Source organism: Cobetia sp. PS-4MA, assembly GCF_057670765.1.
In genome coordinates this window covers 2,353,129-2,376,865 of sequence record NZ_CM173107.1, presented here as the reverse complement: position 1 = coordinate 2,376,865, position 23,737 = coordinate 2,353,129, and the positions used below count along the sequence as shown (strand labels likewise).

Annotated in this window: 16 protein-coding genes and 2 pseudogenes; 12 read left to right on the top strand and 6 right to left on the bottom strand. The window is 51.6% G+C overall.

What is annotated here, in order from left to right:
• Positions 1 to 114: 114 nt before the first annotated feature.
• Positions 115 to 885 carry a hypothetical protein gene (locus AC26AR_RS10040; protein ID WP_488106926.1) on the bottom strand — a complete coding sequence of 257 codons (771 nt, stop codon included), beginning with the start codon at positions 883 to 885 and terminating at the stop codon, positions 115 to 117.
• Between the two features lie 56 nt (positions 886 to 941).
• The gene (locus AC26AR_RS10035) at positions 942 to 2,222 is read right to left on the bottom strand and encodes a hypothetical protein (RefSeq protein WP_488106925.1); all 1,281 of its coding nucleotides are present in this window, start codon (positions 2,220 to 2,222) and stop codon (positions 942 to 944) included.
• A gap of 1,499 nt (positions 2,223 to 3,721) precedes the next feature.
• Between AC26AR_RS10035 and AC26AR_RS10030 the strand changes: the two genes are divergently transcribed.
• The 9 genes from AC26AR_RS10030 (at position 3,722) to AC26AR_RS09990 (ending at position 15,155) form a co-directional block, all read left to right on the top strand.
• A complete protein-coding gene (locus tag AC26AR_RS10030; RefSeq protein WP_488106924.1) occupies positions 3,722 to 4,885 on the top strand; it encodes a polysaccharide export protein in 1,164 nt (387 codons plus the stop codon).
• An 81-nt stretch (positions 4,886 to 4,966) separates the two neighbouring features.
• Positions 4,967 to 7,195, top strand: a complete 2,229-nt coding sequence (locus tag AC26AR_RS10025; RefSeq protein WP_488106923.1) for a polysaccharide biosynthesis tyrosine autokinase — start codon at positions 4,967 to 4,969, stop codon at positions 7,193 to 7,195.
• Positions 7,196 to 7,244: 49 nt separating this feature from the next.
• Positions 7,245 to 8,540: an exopolysaccharide biosynthesis polyprenyl glycosylphosphotransferase gene (locus AC26AR_RS10020; protein WP_488106922.1), complete on the top strand. Its 1,296-nt coding sequence runs from the start codon at positions 7,245 to 7,247 to the stop codon at positions 8,538 to 8,540.
• Positions 8,537 to 9,505 carry a glycosyltransferase family 2 protein gene (locus tag AC26AR_RS10015; protein WP_488106921.1) on the top strand — a complete coding sequence of 323 codons (969 nt, stop codon included), beginning with the start codon at positions 8,537 to 8,539 and terminating at the stop codon, positions 9,503 to 9,505. Before AC26AR_RS10020 ends, AC26AR_RS10015 begins: the two co-directional genes overlap by 4 nt.
• Positions 9,502 to 10,800, top strand: coding sequence for an oligosaccharide flippase family protein (locus tag AC26AR_RS10010; RefSeq protein WP_488106920.1), 1,299 nt, complete (start codon positions 9,502 to 9,504; stop codon positions 10,798 to 10,800). The genes AC26AR_RS10015 and AC26AR_RS10010 overlap by 4 nt, the downstream gene beginning before the upstream one ends.
• A 34-nt stretch (positions 10,801 to 10,834) precedes the next feature.
• On the top strand, positions 10,835 to 11,938 hold the full coding sequence (locus tag AC26AR_RS10005) for an EpsG family protein (protein ID WP_488106919.1): 1,104 nt from the start codon (positions 10,835 to 10,837) through the stop codon (positions 11,936 to 11,938).
• The gene (locus AC26AR_RS10000; RefSeq protein ID WP_488106918.1) at positions 11,939 to 12,745 is read left to right on the top strand and encodes a glycosyltransferase family 2 protein; all 807 of its coding nucleotides are present in this window, start codon (positions 11,939 to 11,941) and stop codon (positions 12,743 to 12,745) included.
• Positions 12,746 to 13,894, top strand: coding sequence for a glycosyltransferase family 4 protein (locus AC26AR_RS09995; RefSeq protein WP_488106917.1), 1,149 nt, complete (start codon positions 12,746 to 12,748; stop codon positions 13,892 to 13,894).
• Between the two features lie 94 nt (positions 13,895 to 13,988).
• A complete protein-coding gene (locus tag AC26AR_RS09990; protein ID WP_488106916.1) occupies positions 13,989 to 15,155 on the top strand; it encodes a nucleotide sugar dehydrogenase in 1,167 nt (388 codons plus the stop codon).
• Between the two features lie 78 nt (positions 15,156 to 15,233).
• On the opposite strand, the pseudogene AC26AR_RS09985 reads toward AC26AR_RS09990, so the two are convergent.
• The 3 genes and pseudogenes from AC26AR_RS09985 to AC26AR_RS09975 form a co-directional block, all read right to left on the bottom strand.
• Positions 15,234 to 15,746 (bottom strand): annotated as a pseudogene (locus AC26AR_RS09985) (DDE-type integrase/transposase/recombinase); the annotation flags it as partial.
• Between the two features lie 42 nt (positions 15,747 to 15,788).
• Positions 15,789 to 17,305 (bottom strand): IS3 family transposase gene (locus AC26AR_RS09980; protein ID WP_245163163.1). Its coding sequence is split into 2 segments (ribosomal slippage): positions 15,789 to 16,868 and positions 16,871 to 17,305, totalling 1,515 coding nucleotides; the frame shifts between segments, so codons are not numbered across the junction.
• Positions 17,306 to 17,388: 83 nt separating this feature from the next.
• Positions 17,389 to 17,877 (bottom strand): annotated as a pseudogene (locus AC26AR_RS09975) (transposase family protein); the annotation flags it as partial.
• 437 nt (positions 17,878 to 18,314) lie between these two features.
• On the opposite strand from AC26AR_RS09975, the gene AC26AR_RS09970 reads away from it, so the two are divergent.
• Complete coding sequence (locus AC26AR_RS09970) at positions 18,315 to 19,415, top strand: acyltransferase family protein (RefSeq protein ID WP_488106915.1); 1,101 nt, start codon at positions 18,315 to 18,317, stop codon at positions 19,413 to 19,415.
• 291 nt (positions 19,416 to 19,706) lie between these two features.
• Here the strand turns inward: AC26AR_RS09970 and AC26AR_RS09965 are convergent.
• Positions 19,707 to 21,223, bottom strand: a protein-coding gene (locus tag AC26AR_RS09965; protein ID WP_245163163.1) for an IS3 family transposase whose coding sequence is annotated in 2 segments (ribosomal slippage) — positions 19,707 to 20,786 and positions 20,789 to 21,223 — 1,515 coding nt in all. Because the reading frame shifts where the segments join, the coding sequence is not laid out codon by codon here.
• 395 nt (positions 21,224 to 21,618) lie between these two features.
• On the opposite strand from AC26AR_RS09965, the gene AC26AR_RS09960 reads away from it, so the two are divergent.
• Complete coding sequence (locus AC26AR_RS09960) at positions 21,619 to 22,947, top strand: O-antigen ligase family protein (RefSeq protein ID WP_488106914.1); 1,329 nt, start codon at positions 21,619 to 21,621, stop codon at positions 22,945 to 22,947.
• A gap of 114 nt (positions 22,948 to 23,061) precedes the next feature.
• A complete protein-coding gene (locus tag AC26AR_RS09955) occupies positions 23,062 to 23,712 on the top strand; it encodes a DsbA family oxidoreductase (RefSeq protein ID WP_488106913.1) in 651 nt (216 codons plus the stop codon).
• The last annotated feature ends 25 nt before the right edge of the window (positions 23,713 to 23,737 follow it).

Genomic DNA, 23,737 nt, shown 5'->3' with positions numbered 1-23,737 from the left:
ACAGGAGAATGGCCGTCGGCTCCCCCGCGAGGGGCGACGTGATCAAGGCGCTGACGCCGGCGGCTGTCATGCCATGTACCTTCTTGCCAGGCACTTTCATGCCGGGTACCACGCTTACCACCAGGCACGTGCCACCTCCCAACGCCAATGGGGTGAGTCAGGCCAGGCCTGAACCTCTGCAGCCCAGATTCTGGGGGAGGCATCCAGTTTCATGGCGGGGGCCACCGCGTAGTGATTGACGCTCAACGTGCCGTCGCTCCAGTGAATGTTCTCCTCACAGTGGGCGACGCGTTGCTCGCCAAGCGGGAAGGGCTGCACGCTCGGCGCGGCACACGACCAGCCGGCACGGCCCTGGGCATAGCCCTCGGTGCCATCAGCGCGTTGCCAGCGCGTGCGTACGTGGTAGCCGGGAGCAGGCTCGCCAGCGGCCAACGCGGACATCAGCGTGGTCAGCCGAGTCTCGCGATGCATGTCCAGGAGGTCGCTGTCGAAGCCGGCGGTGCCGGTCAGCCAGCCGTTCTCCAGGCGAACGAAGGCGTGGTCCGCGGTTTCAAAACGAGCCAGTTCTGTCGGAGGCGACGAGGGAGTCGTCACTGTCTCGGCAGAAGTGGCAGAAGATGACGAGGCTGCCGGTGAAGGCAGCTCGTGGTCTGCTTGTGTCGGACTCGCGTCCGTGGCGCTGGGCGGGCGGGAACTGACAGTCTCAAGTGACGCCAGTACCACCATGCCGGTGTTGCCGTCGTAGCGCAGACGCAGCGACGCGTAGGGCAGGGCGCGCGCGCGCTCGGCATCGAATTGATCGCTGCCGAACACGGCACTCGCCGTCTGACCCAGCTGCCCCTGCTCAAGCGCCGAACAGCCGCCAAGCAGAAGTGCGCCGGACACGAGCAAAGGGGCCGCCTGGCGACCCCCCATGCTGATGGATGTCGAGATCATGATGATCAGAAAGTACCTGTCGTGCCGGTGGTGCCTGTCGTCCCGGTAGAACCGGTGGTGCCGGTCGTGCCCGTGGTACCTGTCGTGCCAGTGGTACCGGTGGTACCTGTCGTGCCGTCACCATCGCCCGGCTCGCCGCCTTCATCCGGGTTACTGCCATCGTCTGGATCAGTCGTGCCGGTCGAGCCGTCGCCGTCACCCGGATCGGTGGTGCCAGTGGAGCCGTCGCCGTCACCTGGATCGGTGGTGCCGGTCGAGCCGTCGCCGTCACCCGGATCGGTGGTGCCAGTCGAGCCGTCGCCGTCACCCGGATCGGTGGTGCCGGTCGAGCCGTCGCCGTCACCCGGATCGGTGGTGCCAGTGGAGCCGTCGCCATCGCCCGGATCGGTGGTGCCAGTCGAGCCGTCGCCGTCACCTGGATCGGTGGTGCCGGTCGAGCCGTCGCCGTCACCCGGATCGGTGGTGCCAGTGGAGCCGTCGCCATCGCCCGGATCGGTGGTGCCAGTGGAGCCGTCGCCATCACCCGGATCAGTGCCACCGTCGCCACCGTCCCCCGGATCAGTACCGCCGTCGCCGCCATCACCCGGATCAGTACCGCCGTCGCCGCCATCACCCGGATCAGTACCGCCGTCGCCACCATCACCCGGATCAGTACCGCCGTCGCCGCCATCACCCGGATCAGTACCGCCGTCGCCGCCATCACCCGGATCAGTACCGCCGTCGCCGCCATCACCCGGATCAGTACCGCCGTCGCCACCATCCCCCGGATCAGTGCCGCCGTCGCCACCATCACCCGGATCAGTACCGCCATCGCCGCCATCACCCGGATCAGTACTGCCATCGCCACCATCACCCGGATCAGTGCCGCCGTCGCCACCATCACCTGGATCAGTACCGCCGTCGCCACTATCACCCGGATCAGTACCGCCGTCGCCACTATCACCCGGATCAGTGCCGCCATCGCCGCCATCACCTGGATCAGTGCCGATATCGCCGCCAGTGCTACCACCACTACTGCCATCGCCACCAGATGCGACAGTCGCCGCGACGCCCACTGCCGCTGCGAGGCCAGCGGCAACGGCGGCGATGCTGCCGGCTGCCATGCCACCGGCTGCACCGGCACCTGCGGCAGTGCCACCACCGCTGCTACTGCCCGTACTTGTGGAAGAGCCGGTTGATGTCGTGCCCGTCTGCGCTGGCGCTTCACTTTCCGCGCGCGCGATCCCGGCAACGAGAGGGGATAGCGCCAATCCCGCGATGACCAATGTTGTAGCAGTACGTTTCATGAGAGGGCCTTATCTCCTGCAGAGTACATCTGCACATCTGGTTGTGATCGTGATGTCCTGCCGATTGGTTTTCCATTGGCACCAATAGGCAAGTCATGCACATTTTTATGACAAGACTTGAAACAATGCGCCCGGCATGCGAGTGAAAGAAGCAAGCGTACACTCAAGCCATGACATTCTCATCAATGACAGGTGAAATCAGTTGAAGCATGGCGCATCTAGTGCTAATGCGAGCCATCTTAGCGTATTCCCATTCTTTAGAGAATCTCAATTCACCTGCTGGCAGAGATATGGGAGTCAATGTGACGTCTTTACCTACCGAAATCATATCAGGCCTTATATCTGTCAGGGGGCTGAGCTTACTAAATCCGGTGAGTGAAAGTCATTATAAGGAGGTTCTTAATTAATCTCTTGAGAATGGTTTGTCTAATACTTGTCGGGGCTTGTTGTGGCCCAGAATGTATATTTACGTATCTTTGTGTAGCGGCGCGGAGGTATGTGAGTGATGCTGAGTCGCATATAGCAGACGCACAGTAGGTCTTGTCAACTGTGATCAGTACAATGGAAAGTGGGCGGAATGATGGAAAATTGCTTTTATATCAGTATCTTATGATTTTTTTGGTGCCAGTGTCTCACGCCTGGACCTGAACGAAATGTGAAAAACTGGTAGATAAATTGCGTGATTTTACAGTATGATGCGCACCTTATTTGTCACCATCGTGTTGCGAAAAGGCGACAGGGTTGGCAAGGATGCGAACCAGATTGATAGGAAATCAAGCACCACAGAGGTTGTCGTGTGCTCCTCTGGCAAGTGACACATTCTCCTACCGCTACTGCTGGCAATCTTCTTTCTTGTCAATCATGCCTGCCTCTGACTCGCTGGCGACGCGCTTTTTTGCGTAAAAAGTTCTTGTACTGCCGATGTCATGGTTGAGTCACTCAAACGCTATAGCGTCAAGGCACAAAGCAACTTCATAAGCTCGACATGCCTGCGCGTGATGGATGGATCCTCACGCCTCAAGGCGATGCTCACTATGTGCTTTCTGTCTTGAGGTGATGCTTTGTGTCTCGCTTAATGAAATAAATAGAGGGAGTCAAGGCCATCCGGCATTGAATTCGAGAACTTCGTTTCAAGGCGCCACATTGCATTGCCGCTTTCCCTATGTCTTCTTGTAACGCCCTTTCCAGGGTGGGGAAACGTTCGTCTTAAAATTCTTGAATTGTTTCCATCGTGGAAGCAATTCTGTCGCGTCATCAGCAGACTCTGCTGGTGGGCGTGTCCGGGCCTTGGGGTAAGCGCCGTCATATACCTCAGGGCGGTAGCGTGCCTGAACGCTGAATGGCTCAGAGGTGCTCCACCTCGGTTCCTGGGCACCGAACCAGCGTCTCTTCCTGACGATCCATCGTCTTTCATCGCTTCAGCACTCATGGCGGATGTGCCTTGCCAAGGCGCGCCGGGTGAGCTGCTTACATCATCTTGCAGGTTTCGGGGGTTTTACATGATCAAGGTCACCATGTTTGGCAAGGGCTGTGCGCTGAAGCCGCGCCCCCGCCTGGCAATGATCACCGCGCTGTTGATTGCCATGTTGTCTACCACCGGCTGTGCCTTTGCCCCCGGTGGCAACATGGATTATCAAGCGGAAACGGCTCCCCTGGATGACGCGCTCGAGGTCCGGCCCATCACCTTTGGCATGGTAGATGCCCTGAAGGACAGTCACGGGAAGGCCCAGCGTGACAACGAGAAGCTGGAACAGCAGCTGGCCGATTACGATTACCGTATCGGCCGAGGGGATGTGCTCAACATCATCGTCTATGACCACCCCGAACTGACTATCCCGGCCGGCTCCGAGCGCAGCGCCATCGAATCAGGCAACAGCGTTCACAGTGACGGCACCATCTTTTATCCCTATATCGGGCGCGTGAAAGCGGCCGGGCTCACCGTCAAGGAATTGCGGGCGGTCATCGAGCGTCGCCTGTCCGGCTATATCGCCTCCCCGCAGATCGATGTGCAGGTGGCGGCATTCAAGTCCCAGAAGGTCTATGTCACCGGGCAGGTGGAAACCCCCGGCATTCTGCCGATCACCAATGTGCCGCTGACCATCCTCGACGCCGTCAATCAGGCAGGCGGCCTGTCGCCGCTGGCCAACTGGCACGACGTGGTACTGACACGTGATGACAGTGATGAGCACTTCTCGCTGTATGACCTGCTGCAGAACGGCGCGCTGAGCAACAACCGTCTGCTGCGCGACGGCGATGTGCTGCATATCCCGGATGTGGGCAATCAGAAGGTCTACGTGATGGGCGAGGTGCAATTGCCGGGCAGTCTGGCGATGGGCAATTCGCGTATCTCGCTGACGGATGCCATCGCACAGTCTGGCGGTATCGATGAAGGTCAGGCCGATGCCAAGGGCATCTTCGTCGTGCGGCGCGCGGACACCAACACTGGCAAGCTGGCGACGGTCTACCAGCTGGATGCACGTGATTCGGCGGCCTTCGTGATCGGTGCGGAATTCATGCTTCAGCCTTCGGATGTGGTCTACGTCACGGCCGCGCCGCTCAGTCGCTGGAACCGTGTCGTCAACCAGCTGATGCCGACGCTGACCGCCGTCTATCAGGTGACGCGTTCCGCCAGTGATTTCGATGACCTGCGCAGTGATGATTGATCCGCGTCATCCCCCCATCTCCCTCTTCATTACCAACTACCACTGGTTCTCACGAGAGCCGCAGCACTCGAAGGGTGTTTCATGAATCAGACCCCGCAACATACGGCCACTGGGGCGATGCCAGCGCCTGCCACTCGCGACAACGATGACGATGCGATTGATCTGGGGCGCCTGTTCGGCACCCTGCTCGATTACAAGCAGTGGATCATCGCGATCACTGGCCTGTTTGCCGTCATCGGGGTGGTCTACGCGCTGCTGGCGACGCCCATCTACAAGGTGGATGCCCTGATCCAGATTGATGATGCCCCTTCGACCAATCCATTGGCTGACGTCAATTCGATTCTGGGCAAGGAGCCGCCGTCCCAGTCCGAGATCGAGATCATCCGCTCGCGGATGGTACTCGGCCGCGCGGTGGACCTGCTCAATCTGGATGTCACCGTCACGCCGAAGCGACTGCCGTTGCTGGGAGATTTCCTTGTGCGCCGCGGGGTGGAGCGCCCGGATTTCGCCCAGGGTTGGGCAAGTACCTGGGCAGGGGAGAGCATCAGCGTCAGTGAGATGCCTGTCGATGACGCCATGCTGGGTAGCACCATTACCCTGCGTGTCGTCGATGATGCGCATTACGAGCTGATCCAGGATGGTGAGTTGCTGGGCAAGGGGCGCATCAATCAGCTGGATAGCTTTGCCGATGGTCAGCTGAATCTGCGTGTCACTGCCTTGAATGCCGCCATAGGCGCGGAATTCACACTGACACACATCAGCCGCATGCAGGCGATCGAAGATCTACGCAAATCATTCTCTGTCTCGGAGCAGGGCAAGGAAACCGGCATTCTCTCCTGGTCGATGACGGGTGAGCAGCCGCGTGAGCTTCAGCGCACGCTGAATACCATCGCGGATATTTATTATTCACAGAATGTTCAGCGTCAGAGTGAAGAGGCGCGCAACAGTCTCGAGTTTCTTGATAATCAGGTACCCAAGGTACGTGCTCAGCTCGATGAGGCGGAATCGCGTCTGAATGCGTTCAGGACGTCACGTGACAGTGTGGATCTCTCACTGGAGACCCAGTCTGTGCTGGAGCGCATCGTGAATCTGGAGGCCCAGGTCAATCAGCTGGAACTGACCGAAGCCGAGATCGCCAAGCGTTATACGCCTAGCCACCCCACCTACGCGGCACTGCTCGAGAAGAAGTCTCAGCTCAAGCGCGAGATGGACAAGCTGAATGCTCAGGTGAAGGACCTCCCGGAAACCCAACAGGAAGTGTTACGCCTGACACGTAGCGTGGAAGTGACCCAGGCCATCTACGTGCAGCTGCTGAATAAAGTGCAGGAAATGGAGATCGCCAAGGCCAGTACGGTAGGTAATGTGCGCATCCTGGACGATGCCGGTATCTTGCCGCAGCCCGTCAAGCCAAAGAAGGCCATGATCGTGGTCATCATGACACTGCTCGGCGGCATGCTGTCCGTCGGTGTCATTCTGCTGCGTGCGGCGTTTAGGCGTGGGGTGGAATCGCCGGACCAGCTGGAAGCGCTGGGCCTGCCGATGTATGCCACCATCCCGCTCTCGGATGAGCAGGGCAAGCTGAGCCGCAAGGTGAAGCGTGCGACAGACAAGCATTCGCGCAAGATTCCCAACGGACTGCTGGCCGAACGCAATCCTGCGGATCTCGCGATCGAGGCCTTGCGTGGCTTACGCACCAGCCTGCACTTCGCCATGCTGGAATCCTCATCCAACACCCTGATGATCACCGGCCCCAGCCCGGGGATAGGCAAGAGTTTCATTGCCGCCAACCTGGCGGCTGTCTGTGCCCAAGCCGGGCAACGCGTGCTGGTAGTGGATGCCGATATGCGCAAGGGCCACATGCACTCCATCTTCGATGAGCGCTCCGAGTGTGGCTTGAGTGACTACCTGGCAGGCAAGAAATCACTGGAAGACGTCATTCGCCCTGTTTCCGCGCTTGAATCACTGTCCTACGTCGCGCGTGGCATTGCGCCGCCCAACCCCTCGGAACTGCTGATGAGTGCGCGTTTCCAGGACTTCCTGACTGCGGTCAGCGAGCGTTATGACCTGGTCATCATCGACTCTCCGCCCATCCTTGCCGTCACCGATGCCGCCGTCATCGGCAAGCATGTGGGCACGACTCTGCTGGTCTCACGCTTCGAGGTGAACGCGCCCAAGGAAGTGGAAGTCTCTCTCAAGCGCCTGGCAGCTTCTGGCATTGCCGTGAAAGGCGGAATCCTCAACGCCATGGAGCGCAAGGCCGCCGGCGCCTATGGCGAGAATTATGGCTATTACAACTACAGCTATAAATGATCCCGCTGTATTCCGTCATCAGTCATATTGAATTCGAAGGGAACCAGACATGAAAGACATGAGCTCTACCATGGAGCATCAACGGCGCTATTCACGTCACTACGAGCGCCTGCTTGCCAGCAAGCGCCTGCAGACATTCTTTGGCGTGCTGTTGGTTGTCGTACTGCCTGCCATGTACCGCTGGGGATTCGATTTCTGGAATACCTCCACCCTGGCACAATGGAATGCGATTCTGGGCACCGCCGCCGCCTTCACCTTGTCCCTGACGCTGATCAACCGTCTTTGCCAACTGCCGGGTACGCGCTCCTTCACTTACGTCATTCCGACAGTTGCGGCTTCCTATACCTTGCTTATCATCATCTGCGGTGTGCTGGAAATCGAGGTGTCACGTCTGCAGGTCGGGATTTCCTTCGTACTGGCGATCGTCTTCGGTGGGGCCTTCTACTATGTCGACAGCAAGCTGACCACCAAGCGCATGGCAGTGGTGCCCTTCGGGAAAGCCCCGTCCTTATGTGATCACCACAGCAAGTCAGTGTATTGGTATGCGATGAAGGAACCGACACTGGTCGGGTTCAAGCGTATTGACGCCGTCGTTGCGGACCTGAGGGCAGATCTCCCGGAAGACTGGCAGCGTTTTCTCGCTGACTGCACGATTCACCGTATTCCGGTGTATCACGCCACCCAGGCCCATGAAATGATTACCGGCAAGGTACTGCTGGATCACCTCTATGCCAACGAATTCGGCTCCCTGACGCCGCGCGAAGACTATGAAGTCATCAAACGGGGCATGGATATCCTCGCGGCGTTGATCCTGATTCCGCTGTTGGCCCCTGTCATGTTGCTGACGGCACTTGCTATTCGTCTGGATAGCCCGGGCAAGGCGCTGTTCTGCCAGCCGCGTATGGGCTTCCACTGCCGCCCATTTACGGTCTACAAGTTCCGTAGCATGTATACCGACATGAAGGGCACTGGCTTTACCCAGGAAGGTAATGACCCGCGTATCACGCGCGTGGGGCGTTTCATTCGCAAGTGTCGCCTGGATGAACTTCCCCAATTGTTCAATGTCCTGAAAGGCGACATGAGCATGATTGGCCCGCGCCCAGAGTCCATGAGCCTCACGGAGTGGTACGAGAAGGATGTACCGTTTTTCCACTACCGTCATGTAGTACGTCCTGGAATTACAGGTTGGGCACAGGTGGAGCAGGGCTATGCAGCAGAGGTAGATGGAATGATTGAAAAATTGGAATATGATTTCTATTATATAAAGAATTTTTCTTTTTGGCTTGATATTTTAATATTTATAAGAACTATAAAGACAGTTATCTTTGGAAGTGGGTCACGATGATTAAAGTTTCTATTATAATACCAGCCTATAATTCTGGCAAATATATAAGCGATTGTATAAGCTCAGTGCTATGCCAAAAAGAAAAAGACTATGATTTGGAGGTTTTAGTTATAGATGATGGCTCTAAAGACAACACTAAAGAGGTAGTGGAAAGTTTCGCATCTAAGCTTATAAGATATATTTATATAGAGAATTCTGGCGTATCGACTGCTAGAAATGTAGGTATTGAAGCCGCTACTGGGGATTATATTTCTTTTTTAGATAGTGATGATATGTTAAGCCCCGGTACCTTTAGGACTTGCATATCAATTTTTGAGCGCGAGAATATTGATATAGTATTTTTCGGGGCATCATCTATTATTGAATCAAACAAAAATATTGACATAGCAAAGTTTAGTTATAGTAGAGATGAAAAAATAGCTAATAGAAAAATTTCGACATTCAACGCCTTTGTAGAAATGAGTCAAAAGAATAACTATATCGTGCAACCATGCTTATATATGTATAGTGTAAGTTCTTTTAAGGATTTGAGGTTTAAAGATAATATTATACATGAAGATAACTTGTTTACAACGCAACTCCTCTTGCACGACCTAAGTTATAATGCTTATGTACTTAAAGAAATGTTTTATGTAAGGAGGGTAAGAGATGGATCAATTATGACTAAATCTAAAACTAGATTTAATATTGATAGTTACTTTTCTGTAGCCGAAGAATTGCTAGTTGTTAGATCTAAATTAATAGCTGATCGGCAAGTTTCTTTTTATTTGACCGAACTCTGCATTAAAATGGTTGTCAACGCCTTAATCGACTCTGTTCACGTGCATGGCTTAGCTAGTTTTAACGATAGATTACATGCGATAAAAATACTTAAAAATAATAAAGTTTTTCCGAAGTCAAATAAACTAAGGGTCCTAATGTTCATGCCTGAGCTTTATTTGTTTAAGCGTAGGGTCTTTAAATGAAGATCCTTTATGTTTCGATAATTAAAAGCATGTTGAGTAAGTATTTTATATATTTTTCTCATTTAATTTCGATGATAGTGTTGGCTCGATTATTTTCTCCGGAATATTTCGGTACACTAGCGGCAGTAATGGTTTTTTTTACTTTCTTCAAAATGGTGTGCGAGGGAGGCTTTAGTCCGGCAATAATCAATCTAAGAGCTATGAGTGAAACACAGCGCGACGGAATATTTACATTCACGCTATTAGTTGGTGTCATATGTGCCGTGATATTATATTCTAGTGCTGATGTCATAGAAGATTTTTATGGTTTTCCTGGTATTGTTTCAATAATGCCTTTCATAGCTCTAAGTGTATTTTTCTCTGCAGTTTCAATTTTTCCAAATGCTTTACTCTTACGCCAAGTAAAGTTCTTCACGATAGGTATAATTGGTGCTGTATCTGAACTGCTAGGGTTAGTATTAGCTGTGATTGTATATAAATTTGTTGGGCCATTAGAGGCTCTAGCTATTCGCTTACTTGCTAACACTATATTTACATCAATTGCATTGCTTTATTGCTCAAAGAATTTAGAGTTTGGTTTCCCGAAACCTAGTAAAAATATGAGCGGTGTTAGCTTGATTTTAAGCTTTTCAAGCTATCAGTTACTATTTAATATAGCAAATTATTTTAACCGTAATATAGATACTGTCATAGTTGGTAAGTTTTTTGGTAATGGTGTTTTGGCAATTTATGATAAGTCATATGAAATTATGAAATATCCCTTAATGCTATTAAGCTTTGCTATGACTCCTGCAATACAGCCGGTGATCAATAAATATAGTCATGATATAGAATACGTAGAATCGGTGCATCGATCCTTCGTGCTGAAACTTTCACTTTTAGCTTCAGTGGCTGGATTTTTTATATACTCGCTTTCTGATACTATTATATTTTTGCTACTAGGGGATGAGTGGTTAAAGGCGGCAGATATTATTCGTGTTCTTTCTTTGTCTATACCTATACAAGTAGTCCTTTCAACGAGTGGTAGTTTTTTTCAGTCTCTTAATAAGCCAAATATATTATTATTTAGCGGAGTTTTTTCGTTAATAATAACTTGCATTGCAATTGCTTGTGGCATATACGCTCGGGATATATATATTCTTTGCTACTTTATAGTGATTGGTTATCACGTTAACTTCATACAAGCGTATCTGTTGTTATATTATAAGGTGTTTAAAGTAAATCCTATGAGCTTTTTTATTAATGCTATACCTGCGTTAATATTCGCACCAGTTACATACCTTTTCTTTTCTTAAATTAACTTATTTGCGAACTATAATAGGAAGGTTAATGCCGATAATATATAGCTTCCTTATATTTGGTTTATCTGTTGTTTATTTTCTAGAGCATAATTTATACCTGAATCGAAGAGCAGTTTCTGTTATATCAATTTTTGTATATGCTGTATTTTCTATTATCTTCTTCTCTCTTAGAAGTGAAGAAGTAGGTTCAGATACAGATGTCTATATTGATTTTTTTAGACAAGCTTCAAACTATACTCTTACAGAAGCATTAGAGGTCTTTCGATTTGAAATTGGCTTTACTACATACTCTTACTTGCTTAGTTTGATCTTTAGTGGTGTGGAAGTTAAGTTTCTAATATCATTAACACAAGTATATCTAAGTATTTATTTTTTTTATAAATTTACTTCCGGTAAAGCCACGCTTTTTCTTGTCCTAGTATATATGGGGTTCTTTGTAAATATTAATCTCAATGTTAATGTTATACGGCAAGGTATGGCTATATGCTTTATCATGTTGTTCTATAAAAGTATTCTTGAAAATAAGATCATAATTTCTTTAGCTTTTATTTTAATAGCAATTTCATTTCACAAGACTTCGGTTTTATGTTGTGTAGCTTATTTGGTGCACTATACTAAGATTAACAAATATACAGGGAAGTTGGTATTAGCATGGCTTGCAATTTCAATCATTTCTTACTTGGAACTACCTGAAACCTTTATACGAAGATTGCTTATTGACTCTGGCATACTAGGGGAATATTCACATATATCTAATTCTACAGGATATGTGACAGGGTTTAGATTTGATTTTTGGTCTATTAGTTTTTTGCCAATACTTGTATATATATTGGCTCCTCTTTTCAGATTAAGAAAAACACCTTCGCTAGAGTTTTTTATTACTAATTATCTGATATTAAATTCAGTATTTATACTTATGTTTTTCATGCCTTACTCCGACAGAGTTGGTACTTACTCTTGGTATTTGATACCTATAATATCACTTCTGATGTTCGCTAAGTCTCAAGATAAGAATGGCGCATATATATTGAGTGATTCTAACTTAGGTATCGCTTACATGTATTTGTTTGTTATATCGATTGGTGGAGTAATGGCATATGTATATATGCCTCCCATGCAAATAGGATATTAAATGAAAATTTCTTATGTAGTAACTGTTAAAAACGGAGAAGATTTCATTGTATCATGTATTGAATCTCTGGAAAATCAACAAAGAGTAAGTTTAGAAGTTGTTATAATTGATGATGGTTCTGAAGACTCTACCGTGAGCTTGGTTAGAGACTATATCACTAACAATCCTAAAGTAAATTGCAACTTGGTTGAAACAGATGGAGTTGGACGTGCTAAGGCATTAGATTTAGGGGTAAGGCAAGCTAGTCATGATTTAATCGGTATTTTAGATGTGGACGATGATATCCATCCGATGAAATCTTTTAATCAAATTAAACACTTGCAGAATTTACCTAAAAAGACGCTTTTGTTTACTGGCTATAAAAAAGTTATAGGTAGTCAAGATGCCGACTTTGATAGTGTTGATAATGAACAACTAGATGTCTTAAATCATTACTCGCTTCGTGATCTGATTAAGCGTAATCCCTTATGCCATAGTTCTTTAGTTTTCCGTAAAGAAGACTATTTTAGTATTAATGGTTATAATCTTGGGATTAATAAGCTTATAGATTACGAGTTATATTTGCGCAGCAAGGTTAATGGATTTAAGGTTATATGTATGTCATCAAAAATGACCGCTAAGCGAATCCATCAGGCTCAGTCTTTTGAAGGCAGAAAAAGATTTAGTTATATAGGTGCCACCTTTAGATTACAGATTTCGTATGCCGTGAGCACTAATAACATAAATCTTGTACCTTATGTATTTGCTAAGTTGCTGTATTCATTGCTACCAGTCTCCCTTAGATCAAAGATAAACATAGATAAATAAATGAATATTGCGCACATACAATTGTTACCACTTTTAAGTGGTGTTCAGCGTGTCTCACTTGATGAGCTTGAGAGGCTGACAAGTGATACAAGAAAAGCTTTATTCTGTAGGGGACGAGGCCCCCTTACTGAGGGAGCTGAAAAGAGTGGCACAGACGTTATTTCTGTACCCTATTTGGTACGGGAGATCCATCCGGTACTGGACTTGAAAGCACTTTGGCATCTTTGGAATTGTTTTCGTCGTGAAAAATTTGATGTTGTTCATACTCACTCCAGTAAGACAGGCGTAATAGGACGTTTAGCAGCGAAATGGGCAGGTGTACCTTGTGTTGTTCATACTGTGCACGGTTTCGCATTTCCTGCAGCCACAAACTCTTTGCAGCGTAGAATTTTCCACACGATGGAGTGGATAGGTGCACGTTGTTCTCATCGTGTCATTTGCCTACACGAGGATGATGCAAAGATTTGCCGAGAAAAACTTGGACTTACCGACAAGCGCATCGAAATCATCCCTAATGGAATAGATCTTCAAAAATTTCACCCGTTATCTCTTGAGGCTAATCGTGAGGCCATGAGGGTGGAGGCAGGCCTTCCAGCTGATCGTAAATTGGTCATGATGGTCGGGCGATTATGGGAGCAGAAGAATCCAGCGTGTCTCGTTGAAGCTTACTGCCAACTCTGGGAGTCAGGTGACCCAGGGGCAGACCTGGTACTGGTGGGGGACGGTGCCTTGAAGGAATCCTTGGAAGCCAGGATCAAGCTTGCAGGTCTTGAGCCACATGTCCATTTTCTGGGGTGGCGGACTGATACGCCTGAACTGCTTCGTCTCTGCGATGTCTTTGTCTTGCCTTCTCGGTGGGAAGGTATGCCCTTAGCCATCCTTGAAGCGATGGGTTGCGGGCTGCCAGTCATTGTTTCAGATATCCCCGGGAATCGACATCTTGTCCACCATGGAGAGAATGGACTGCTGTTCCCCGTGGAAAACACTGGGTCTCTGGCCAGTGCGTTGGTAGAACTACTTGAGAATGCTAGCATACGTATCCGCTTGGGTGCCGCCGGAAGAGCCAAGGTAGAAACTGAGCATGATATTCAGCAGAGAGTACGAAACATAGAAGCGCTGTATCATGACGTATTAAGCGCTGGTGACTAGCCATGATGTCCGATATCCGGTCTTTGTACCAGGTCGGTTCTTTTTCACTATGTTGGCTATATTGGCCACTTCATCATACTCACAGGATTCAGCAATGAAAATTGCCATCGCAGGCACCGGCTATGTCGGTCTCTCCAACGCCATGCTGCTGTCTCAGCATCATGAAGTCGTCGCGTTGGATATCGTGCCAGAGAAGGTGGAAGGCCTGAACCGTGGTATCTCACCTATCGTCGATAATGAGATTCTTGAGTTTCTGGCGCGTGGAGATCTGAATTTCTGCGCTACCCTCGACAAGGAAGAGGCCTACCGCGATGCTGATTTCGTGATCATCGCGACGCCGACGGATTACGATGCTACCACCAACTACTTCAACACCAAGAGTGTGGAAGCGGTGATTCAGGATGTGCGTGACATCAACCCTGACGCGGTGATGGTCATCAAGTCCACTGTACCGGTGGGCTATACGGCTGAGGCGCGTGAGCGTTTCCAGACTCAAAATCTGATGTTCTCGCCGGAATTCCTGCGTGAAGGCAAAGCGCTGTACGATAACCTGCACCCGTCACGCATCATTGTCGGTGAGCGCTCCGAGCGTGCCGAGGTGTTCGCTGGGCTGCTCAAGGAAGGTGCCATCAAGCAGGGTGTCGATGTGCTGTTCACTGATAGCACCGAGGCGGAGGCCATCAAGCTGTTCGCCAATACCTATCTGGCAATGCGCGTCGCCTACTTCAATGAGCTGGATACCTACGCCGAATCACATGGCCTGGACGCCAGGCAGATCATCGAAGGGGTGGGGCTGGACCCGCGCATCGGCCAGCACTATCACAACCCGTCCTTCGGTTATGGGGGTTACTGCCTGCCGAAGGATACCAAGCAGTTGTTGGCCAATTATCAGGAAGTGCCGAACAACATGATCCAGGCCATCGTCGATGCCAACACCACGCGCAAGGACTTCATCGCGGAATCCGTGCTTAAGCGCAACCCGCAGGTAGTGGGGGTGTATCGCCTGGTGATGAAGTCCGGCTCTGATAACTTCCGCGCCAGTGCCATGCAAGGCGTGATGAAGCGCATCAAGGCCAAGGGTGTGGAAGTGGTGGTGTACGAGCCGGTACTGGAAGAGGACACCTTCTTTGGGTCACGCGTCATGCGAGATCTCGAGGTGTTCAAGCAGAAATCAGACGTTATTTTGAGCAATCGCATGGCGGAAGAGCTCGCCGATGTGGTCGACAAGGTTTACACTCGCGATCTGTTCGGCAACGATTGATTCTGTGTTTAAACTTTTTGGGCTGCGCAGTTGAAATTAGATCAATTTTATTTACATAGATAGAGGGCATAATTGTTGTTAGTTGTCGGGTCTCGTCTGATTGATTACCCGCCTGTGGAAAAGCTCGGGCCGCCTTTTTTGCCAATCTTTCATGGCTGATATCGGCGTCTGATGATGTAATGCTTTCTGCTGGATGTAGTGGTTGTAGAGCCAACAGTAACGCTTGGGTGTCTGCTCCAGATCCTTCCTCGATTCGTAGCGTCGAGTCGTCAGCACATCGCTGATACGGCCATTGAAGCGCTCGACCATCCCGTTGGTTTGGGGGTGACCCGGACTGATGAGCCGGTGTTCGAGATGATGCTGTGCACAGGCCTTGTCGAAAAGATGGCTTCCTGTCGGCTTACGTTCACCGCCCGACGTGAAACGATCGGTAAAGCACTTTCCATTGTCTGTCAGCACCTTCTGAACCTTGAACGGTGCCTTGTCGATAACGCGATGGAAGAACCCCTCTGCGTCTTTCGCTGACTGGCTGGAGCGCACCTCAAGATAGACCCAGCGCGTGGCGCGGTCGATGGCCACGAACAGGTACCGGAATCTGTCAACATAGTTGGCACATGAAGTGGTTCTGGCTTTTTAAAACCCTATTGCCTGCGGTATCGGATCCCGCTCCGGATTCAAATGCACTATCTCCGGCAGGTCGAGTTTTCGGATGTCACCTGACCATCGCTCCGGGTGACGCTGCTTCGCGGCCTCGAAGACCTCTCGGCGCTGCGTCAGAATGCCTTTGGCCTCGCCGTCATGACGCTGGCTCGGCGTGACGTAGCGAAGGGCGCTGTGCCGGTGCTCATGGTTGTACCACTCGGTAAATTGCTGAACCCAGTCCTGAGCCTCGGCCAGGGTGGCGAACCCGTCGACGGGGAAGCCCGGCCGGTACTTCAGCGTCTTGAAGGCCGACTCGGCGAAGGCATTGTCGTTGCTGACTCGCGGTCGGCTGTACGAGGGAGTGATGCCCAGGTCATAGAGCTTTTCCAGGAAGGTCGCTGCCTTCATCGGGCTGCCGTTATCTGAATGCAGAATCAAGGGTTTATGACGATCTGTCAGGCGCTCTCGCCAGCAGGTTTTCTGAATCAACTCAGCGGCCAGCTCGCCAGTCTCTGTTTCATAAATCTCGTGCCCGACGATCTTGCGGCTGAAGACGTCCATTATCAGGTACAGATACCACCAAGTGCCGCGCGCGGGACCGGGCAGCCACGAAATGTCCCAGCACCAAAGCTGGTTCGGCGCCGTCGCCTGGTGAGTGGTCGGTGGGCGCTTACGCTGAGGGGCCTGCTGTCGGCCCCGGTGATGTTGCTGATCATATTCATGAAGCACTCGGTATATCGTCGACTCAGAGGCCAGATAGCGGCCCTTGTCAGCCTGATCGGCCACGATGAAGGCCGGAGGGCGGCTTCGGTACTCTGGAGCGTTGCACAACGCCACGATCGCTTTTCGCTCCTCGGGAGATAGCTTGTTGGCCGGTTCCGGGCGATCGGCGTCGGGGCGGCGGTCCGCCGTCACTTCGCCTTCTGCGACCCAGCGGTAGTAGGTCCGCACGTTGATGCCCATCACCTGACAGGCCTTGGCCAGCCGAGCCCCGTCACGCTGGGCGTCTTGCACCAGGGTCACGATGCGCTGGCGATCCGGGAGGCTGGTCAGTCGTCCTCGTCGTGGGTCGTGCCCCAGATCGCCTCGGCTTTTTTTGACAGGGTCAACAGGGCCGCCGTCTCGGCGAGGGCCTTGTCCTTGCGGTGCAGCTCGCGCTCCAACTTACGGAGCCGCTTTTGCTCCGCCTTGCGAGCCTGGCGTTGTTGCTTGGCCTGCGCTGCCACGTCGTCGTTGGCGTTCATGCAGGCATCCCGCCAGGCTTCCACCTGCTCGGGGTAGAGCCCACGCTCGCGGCAATAGGCGCTGAGTTCGGCCTCGTTCATCGGGGCCGTCTCCAGGACGATCTGGAACTTCTCCTGGCTGGTCCACTGGTCGGGCTGGGTGGAACGTGATGGCAAAACTTGTCCTCGCTCTCTGGCCTGTTTCCGCCAATTGTAGAGGGTTGTTGCAGTGATGCCTTCCTGTTTGGCCAATTCCGGGATGGCCATGCTCATAGGCGGCGCCATCTTCTTGAGGATGGCTTCCTTACGCTCTGTGGAATAACGCACGTTGATCACCTCTCAATCCGTTTAGGTGACAACTACGCTGGCAGATAGGGGTACCGCCGCTGGGTCTCATCGGGCATCTGTGGCAGGTACTTGATGTCGATATGCAGGTAGCCTGGCTCGTAGTCCCGAAATGCCTTGGGAGCCTGCTTGTTGTCCTCTTGGTCCTGGCGTGCCAGCTCGGCAAGTGTCGGCACCTGCCGTCTTTTCAACATCCGGTGCAAGGCTGCGCGGGAAAGGGTCGGATGAAGAAACTCACGAGCCACCACGAGGAGATCATCCAGCCCCAGACGAAGGAACGTTTTGGCGGCGATGAGCACTTCTTCCTGCTCCCTATTGAGGGTGGCCAGGAGGTTATGACGCGTGTGAGGACGATCATAGACGTCGTCTCGATGCCGCCACCGGCGGATGGTCATATCACTCACGCCAAAGCGCTCCGCCAATACCGTGTCCGGGATGTGGGCAGGAGCGGCCTGTATCTCAGTACGGACCTTGGGTGTGGTAGTCGCTTGCTTATGAAGCTTGATGTCCACCTCGATGCTCCTGAACGAACTGACGAAGAAGCCCTCTGGCAGCAAGCAAAGGATAGCTTATTCCAGTCAATTGAACATCCGAGACCCTACATTTAAGCTTTAATTTCGATATTTAGGGATTTTGTAAAACCGCCCATTTAGTATCGTATAAAGAGCAATGTAAACTACAATAGTTGGTATTTTCAGAGTTAAGCTTGCCTAGATTTTTCCATTATAAAATTTCTCTGCTCTTACTTAAGATGATTTGAATGTGAAGGAGTTTTAGGTTGTCGTACAATTATTGTTAGTATGGGAGTAAACAAAACCTTTAATATTATCTTAGAGTCATGATTTAAATGCAATTTTTAGTATAAAGATTGAAGATTCGTATTTGAAAATGGTAACAAAAGAGTACAATTATTTATAGTTTCCTATATAAACCGAACAAGGGCAATAGAATGATGAGATATCGGTCGCTTGATGGATTTAGAGGTATTTGTGCGTTAATGGTCGTTATATACCACTTAAATGTGTCGGGTGTTGTTTCAAATTCTAATATAGTGAATAATTCCTATCTATTTGTTGAGTTTTTTTTTGTTCTCAGTGGCTTTGTGATAACTTCCAGCTATAATAATAAGGTGCATAATTATAAAGGGTTCATCTTATTTATTAAAAGAAGATTAGCAAGAATTTGGCCTTTGCATATCTTTATGACTCTTGCTTTTATACCTTTTGCGTTAGTAAATTTATTTTTAGGTATAGATTTAGGTGAAAGATTCTCTTTTTCAAGTTTTTTACAAAATTTAATTTTGATTCAGGCACTGGGAATTAATAATGAAACTACTTGGAATATCCCTTCATGGAGTATAAGTGTAGAGTTTTATACTTATGTCTTGTTTGCTCTAGTGTGCTGGCTAGTAACTATTAGAAAGATAGCTTGGATTTCTCTAGTTATATCCATAGCTTCTGTAACCATATTATATTCATATTCAACAATGGGTGATACGCATTCATTAGCAATTTTAAGATGTTTTTATTCGTTTTTTTTAGGTGTGGTTGCTTATCATATACATGATAGAATTAAAATAAAATCCTTTTTAGAGATTTTTATGCTGTTTTTAATACTTACCTTGTTCATCAGTTTCGACATACAATCTACGGATACGTTAGCATATCTTATGCCCGTTTTGTTTTTCGGTACAGTTATTATTTTTTCACGCGATTCTGGGATTATTTCAAGATTGTTAATGATGTCTGTATTTCGTAATTTAGGTATTCTATCGTTTTCGATATATTTGACACATGCATGGTTTGTTACTTTTATCAAGGCGATCTCGAAAGTTTCTGAGATTATTTTTGATTATTCATTTATGTATACTGTAGATGGGCAGCGTACTATAGATTTTGGGATTGGAATCTTTAACGATGCTATCTATATACCTTACATTATAGCGGTTGTTTTAATTTCAAGACTAACTTTTAAATACATCGAGAAGCCATGCCAGAATTGGATAAATAATTCCACGCCATATGTTTTTCGGTCTAAGGTAAATGTATAACTAATACTGATATACTTAGTTTTCCTTGTCGGCTCACATATACAACATATCAAGGACTGCTTTGCATAAGTTGGTTGTTGTACAGCTACTAGATTATTTGTATGAGTTCTTAGTTGTTCCATCTTAGATTAAGAGGGGTGTAAATAATATGAATACGATTTTGGCTATATAAAATTTGTTGTCGACATAGCACTTTTATAGTTAGAATAAATTAGTGACACATGTTTGGTTAGCCATTTTTCACAGTCGGAATCTGTCAACATAGTTGGCACATGAAGTGGTTCTGGCTTTTTAAAACCCTATTGCCTGCGGTATCGGATCCCGCTCCGGATTCAAATGCACTATCTCCGGCAGGTCGAGTTTTCGGATGTCACCTGACCATCGCTCCGGGTGACGCTGCTTCGCGGCCTCGAAGACCTCTCGGCGCTGCGTCAGAATGCCTTTGGCCTCGCCGTCATGACGCTGGCTCGGCGTGACGTAGCGAAGGGCGCTGTGCCGGTGCTCATGGTTGTACCACTCGGTAAATTGCTGAACCCAGTCCTGAGCCTCGGCCAGGGTGGCGAACCCGTCGACGGGGAAGCCCGGCCGGTACTTCAGCGTCTTGAAGGCCGACTCGGCGAAGGCATTGTCGTTGCTGACTCGCGGTCGGCTGTACGAGGGAGTGATGCCCAGGTCATAGAGCTTTTCCAGGAAGGTCGCTGCCTTCATCGGGCTGCCGTTATCTGAATGCAGAATCAAGGGTTTATGACGATCTGTCAGGCGCTCTCGCCAGCAGGTTTTCTGAATCAACTCAGCGGCCAGCTCGCCAGTCTCTGTTTCATAAATCTCGTGCCCGACGATCTTGCGGCTGAAGACGTCCATTATCAGGTACAGATACCACCAAGTGCCGCGCGCGGGACCGGGCAGCCACGAAATGTCCCAGCACCAAAGCTGGTTCGGCGCCGTCGCCTGGTGAGTGGTCGGTGGGCGCTTACGCTGAGGGGCCTGCTGTCGGCCCCGGTGATGTTGCTGATCATATTCATGAAGCACTCGGTATATCGTCGACTCAGAGGCCAGATAGCGGCCCTTGTCAGCCTGATCGGCCACGATGAAGGCCGGAGGGCGGCTTCGGTACTCTGGAGCGTTGCACAACGCCACGATCGCTTTTCGCTCCTCGGGAGATAGCTTGTTGGCCGGTTCCGGGCGATCGGCGTCGGGGCGGCGGTCCGCCGTCACTTCGCCTTCTGCGACCCAGCGGTAGTAGGTCCGCACGTTGATGCCCATCACCTGACAGGCCTTGGCCAGCCGAGCCCCGTCACGCTGGGCGTCTTGCACCAGGGTCACGATGCGCTGGCGATCCGGGAGGCTGGTCAGTCGTCCTCGTCGTGGGTCGTGCCCCAGATCGCCTCGGCTTTTTTTGACAGGGTCAACAGGGCCGCCGTCTCGGCGAGGGCCTTGTCCTTGCGGTGCAGCTCGCGCTCCAACTTACGGAGCCGCTTTTGCTCCGCCTTGCGAGCCTGGCGTTGTTGCTTGGCCTGCGCTGCCACGTCGTCGTTGGCGTTCATGCAGGCATCCCGCCAGGCTTCCACCTGCTCGGGGTAGAGCCCACGCTCGCGGCAATAGGCGCTGAGTTCGGCCTCGTTCATCGGGGCCGTCTCCAGGACGATCTGGAACTTCTCCTGGCTGGTCCACTGGTCGGGCTGGGTGGAACGTGATGGCAAAACTTGTCCTCGCTCTCTGGCCTGTTTCCGCCAATTGTAGAGGGTTGTTGCAGTGATGCCTTCCTGTTTGGCCAATTCCGGGATGGCCATGCTCATAGGCGGCGCCATCTTCTTGAGGATGGCTTCCTTACGCTCTGTGGAATAACGCACGTTGATCACCTCTCAATCCGTTTAGGTGACAACTACGCTGGCAGATAGGGCAGTACCTCTCTGTCACAGTCGTCTCCCGATGTGATCGAGAGCGACCTTGATCGAGAATTGACAGTTTCAAGCACCACCCCAAGCGCCGCATCCTCGTGATGCGGCGTTTTCATATGGGTTCACAGGGCACCGGGTAGAGAGGGCATAGGTGAAGACTTTCATGCTGCTTGCCTGATGCCAAGGAGGAGGGCAGTTGTGTCAGGCTATCCCTCCCATGGAGCCCTCAATAGCCCTCTGCAGCATGCGCCTGAGTGGCTCGTGCCATCCTTCATAGAGTCATCACTGGGTCAGGAAGGCCAGGTATGCCGTCATACGATTCCCTCGCTCGTTCAGCTTCATCCCCCGTTGACGCCGATGTTCCCTCGGTGACGTCGCGCCCCGTGTCCTGCGGCGTTTTCCTGTTCGGTCTGCTCAGTCTGGTCGTGCCCTCTGGCTATAGCATCGGGCCGGCACTGCTGGTGTTGCTCAGTGGCTATGGGTTGCTGCGCGAGCCGAGCACGCTGCTGCGCGAGCCGAGCACGCTGCTGCGCGCGCCTCGCAAGGAGGACGTGACCGTCATCGGCGTGATGGCGGGCCTCGCAGCCTTGTTGCTGGTGAGCATCCTGCTGCAGGGGGATGCGTGGCAGACGGCAGGCGTGCCTATCCGCCTGTTGCTGGCTGTGCCGGTGCTGTTGCTCGTATTGTCGTGTCCTCCGTCGCTGGGGGCGATGTGGGGTGGGTTGATCCTCGGCAGCGTGCTGACCGGCAGCTGGGCGATGTGGCAGAAGCTGGTGTGGGGCGTGCACCGCGCCGGTGGCTTTACCAACACCATCAATTTCGGCGATATCTGCATGTTGATGGGGCTGATGTGTCTCGCGGGACTTGGCTGGGCCATGAGTCAGGCAGGTGCCCGGCGGCGCTATTGGATACTGGCGCTGCTGGTTGGCGGGGCGTTCGGCATCATTGGCTCGTTAATGTCGGGGACACGCGGCGGTTGGATCGGCTTTCCCTTTGCGGCCTGGGTGCTGTATCGCAGTTATGGTGAGGTGATTTCACGCCGTGTGCTCAGGCTGGGCGTCTTCATGTGCGCCGGGGTGATCGCCTTGATGGTGATGATGCCGGCCACCGGTATCCAGCAACGTGTCGAAGCCGGCGTCTCGGATGTCACGAAGTACGTTGAGGACCGTAATGCCGGCACCTCTGCGGGGGCGCGTCTCGAGATGTGGCGGGGCGCCTTCATGATGATTGCCGAGCAGCCGTGGCTGGGCAGGGGCGAGACGGGATATGCCGAGGCGCGTGATACGATGATCGAGCGGGGAGAGCTGAGTCGCCACGTCCAACCTTATGAGCATCCCCACAACGAGTTTCTTGATGCCTGGGTCAAGCGCGGAGTACTGGGCTTGCTGGCGTTGCTGGCACTCTATCTGGTGCCGCTGCGACTCTTCTACCGTCGCCTGGACAGCGATGATCTGACATTGCGCTCACTGGCTGTCGCCGGCGTGCTACTGCCGCTGACCTTCCTCGACTTCGGGATGACCTGGGTGATGTTCTCCCAGGCCAGTGGCGTGATGGTCTACGCCTTCTGGTTGGCGATCGTGTGGGGCACGCTGCGCGCCCACGAGCGACGCCTCGAGACACTGCAGGCACCCTGAGAGTATTTTGACCTGCGAAGATGACGGGTCTACAGTACGCGCAAAATTTGAGCAATTGCTCACGACTATTCATGTGGGGTGAAGGAGGCTGCTTCACCGCTCAGGAGAACTGACATGCAAGACAAGCTCAAGATCGACATCGTCTCCGACGTGATGTGCCCGTGGTGCGTGATCGGCTACAAGCGCCTCGAGAGCGCCATTCAGTCACTCGGCCTGGAAGATAGCGTCGAGATCGAATGGCAGCCCTTCGAGCTGAATCCGGACATGCCGGCACATGGCGAGAATCTGCGCGCCCATATCGAGCGCAAGTACGACACCACGCCCAAGGCCAGTGCCGAGGTACGTCGCAATCTGACCGCTCTGGCAGCCGAGGAAGGCCTGGTCTTCAATTTCTTCGACGACATGCGCATGGTGAATACCCTCGAGCTCCACGTTCTGCTCGAGTACGCCGCCGAACAGGGCATGCAGCATGACCTGATGATGCAGTTCTACGCCGACTACTTCACCTTGCAGAAGGACATGTCGGACCGCGCCGTGATGGCGGACGCTCTGGCCGCGGTCGGGCTGGATGCCACTGAAGGGCTGGCAAAACTGGACGACCCGGGAGCCCTCCAGCAGGTAAGGGCGCACGAAGCCCAGTGGCAGAAGATGGGCATCTCCAGCGTGCCGACCTTCGTCTTCAATCGTCGCAGCGCTCTGAACGGGGCCCAGCCTAAAGAGGTGTTCGAGCAGGTGTTGAACGAGCTTTCGGGAGATCAGGCTTGAGGCTCACCGACTGAGGTGTCACTCA

Excerpts from the sequence above, each read along its gene's own strand:
- AC26AR_RS10010 (WP_488106920.1), top strand. The coding sequence starts at position 9,502 with ATGAAGATCCTTTATGTTTCGATAATTAAAAGCATGTTGAGTAAGTAT.
- AC26AR_RS10000 (WP_488106918.1), top strand. The coding sequence starts at position 11,939 with ATGAAAATTTCTTATGTAGTAACTGTTAAAAACGGAGAAGATTTCATT.
- AC26AR_RS10030 (WP_488106924.1), top strand. The coding sequence starts at position 3,722 with ATGATCAAGGTCACCATGTTTGGCAAGGGCTGTGCGCTGAAGCCGCGC.
- AC26AR_RS09960 (WP_488106914.1), top strand. The coding sequence starts at position 21,619 with ATGCCGTCATACGATTCCCTCGCTCGTTCAGCTTCATCCCCCGTTGAC.
- AC26AR_RS09995 (WP_488106917.1), top strand. The coding sequence starts at position 12,746 with ATGAATATTGCGCACATACAATTGTTACCACTTTTAAGTGGTGTTCAG.
- AC26AR_RS09970 (WP_488106915.1), top strand. The coding sequence starts at position 18,315 with ATGATGAGATATCGGTCGCTTGATGGATTTAGAGGTATTTGTGCGTTA.
- AC26AR_RS10035 (WP_488106925.1), bottom strand. The coding sequence starts at position 2,222 with ATGAAACGTACTGCTACAACATTGGTCATCGCGGGATTGGCGCTATCC.
- AC26AR_RS10020 (WP_488106922.1), top strand. The coding sequence starts at position 7,245 with ATGAAAGACATGAGCTCTACCATGGAGCATCAACGGCGCTATTCACGT.
- AC26AR_RS10015 (WP_488106921.1), top strand. The coding sequence starts at position 8,537 with ATGATTAAAGTTTCTATTATAATACCAGCCTATAATTCTGGCAAATAT.
- AC26AR_RS10025 (WP_488106923.1), top strand. The coding sequence starts at position 4,967 with ATGAATCAGACCCCGCAACATACGGCCACTGGGGCGATGCCAGCGCCT.
- AC26AR_RS09955 (WP_488106913.1), top strand. The coding sequence starts at position 23,062 with ATGCAAGACAAGCTCAAGATCGACATCGTCTCCGACGTGATGTGCCCG.
- AC26AR_RS10005 (WP_488106919.1), top strand. The coding sequence starts at position 10,835 with ATGCCGATAATATATAGCTTCCTTATATTTGGTTTATCTGTTGTTTAT.
- AC26AR_RS09990 (WP_488106916.1), top strand. The coding sequence starts at position 13,989 with ATGAAAATTGCCATCGCAGGCACCGGCTATGTCGGTCTCTCCAACGCC.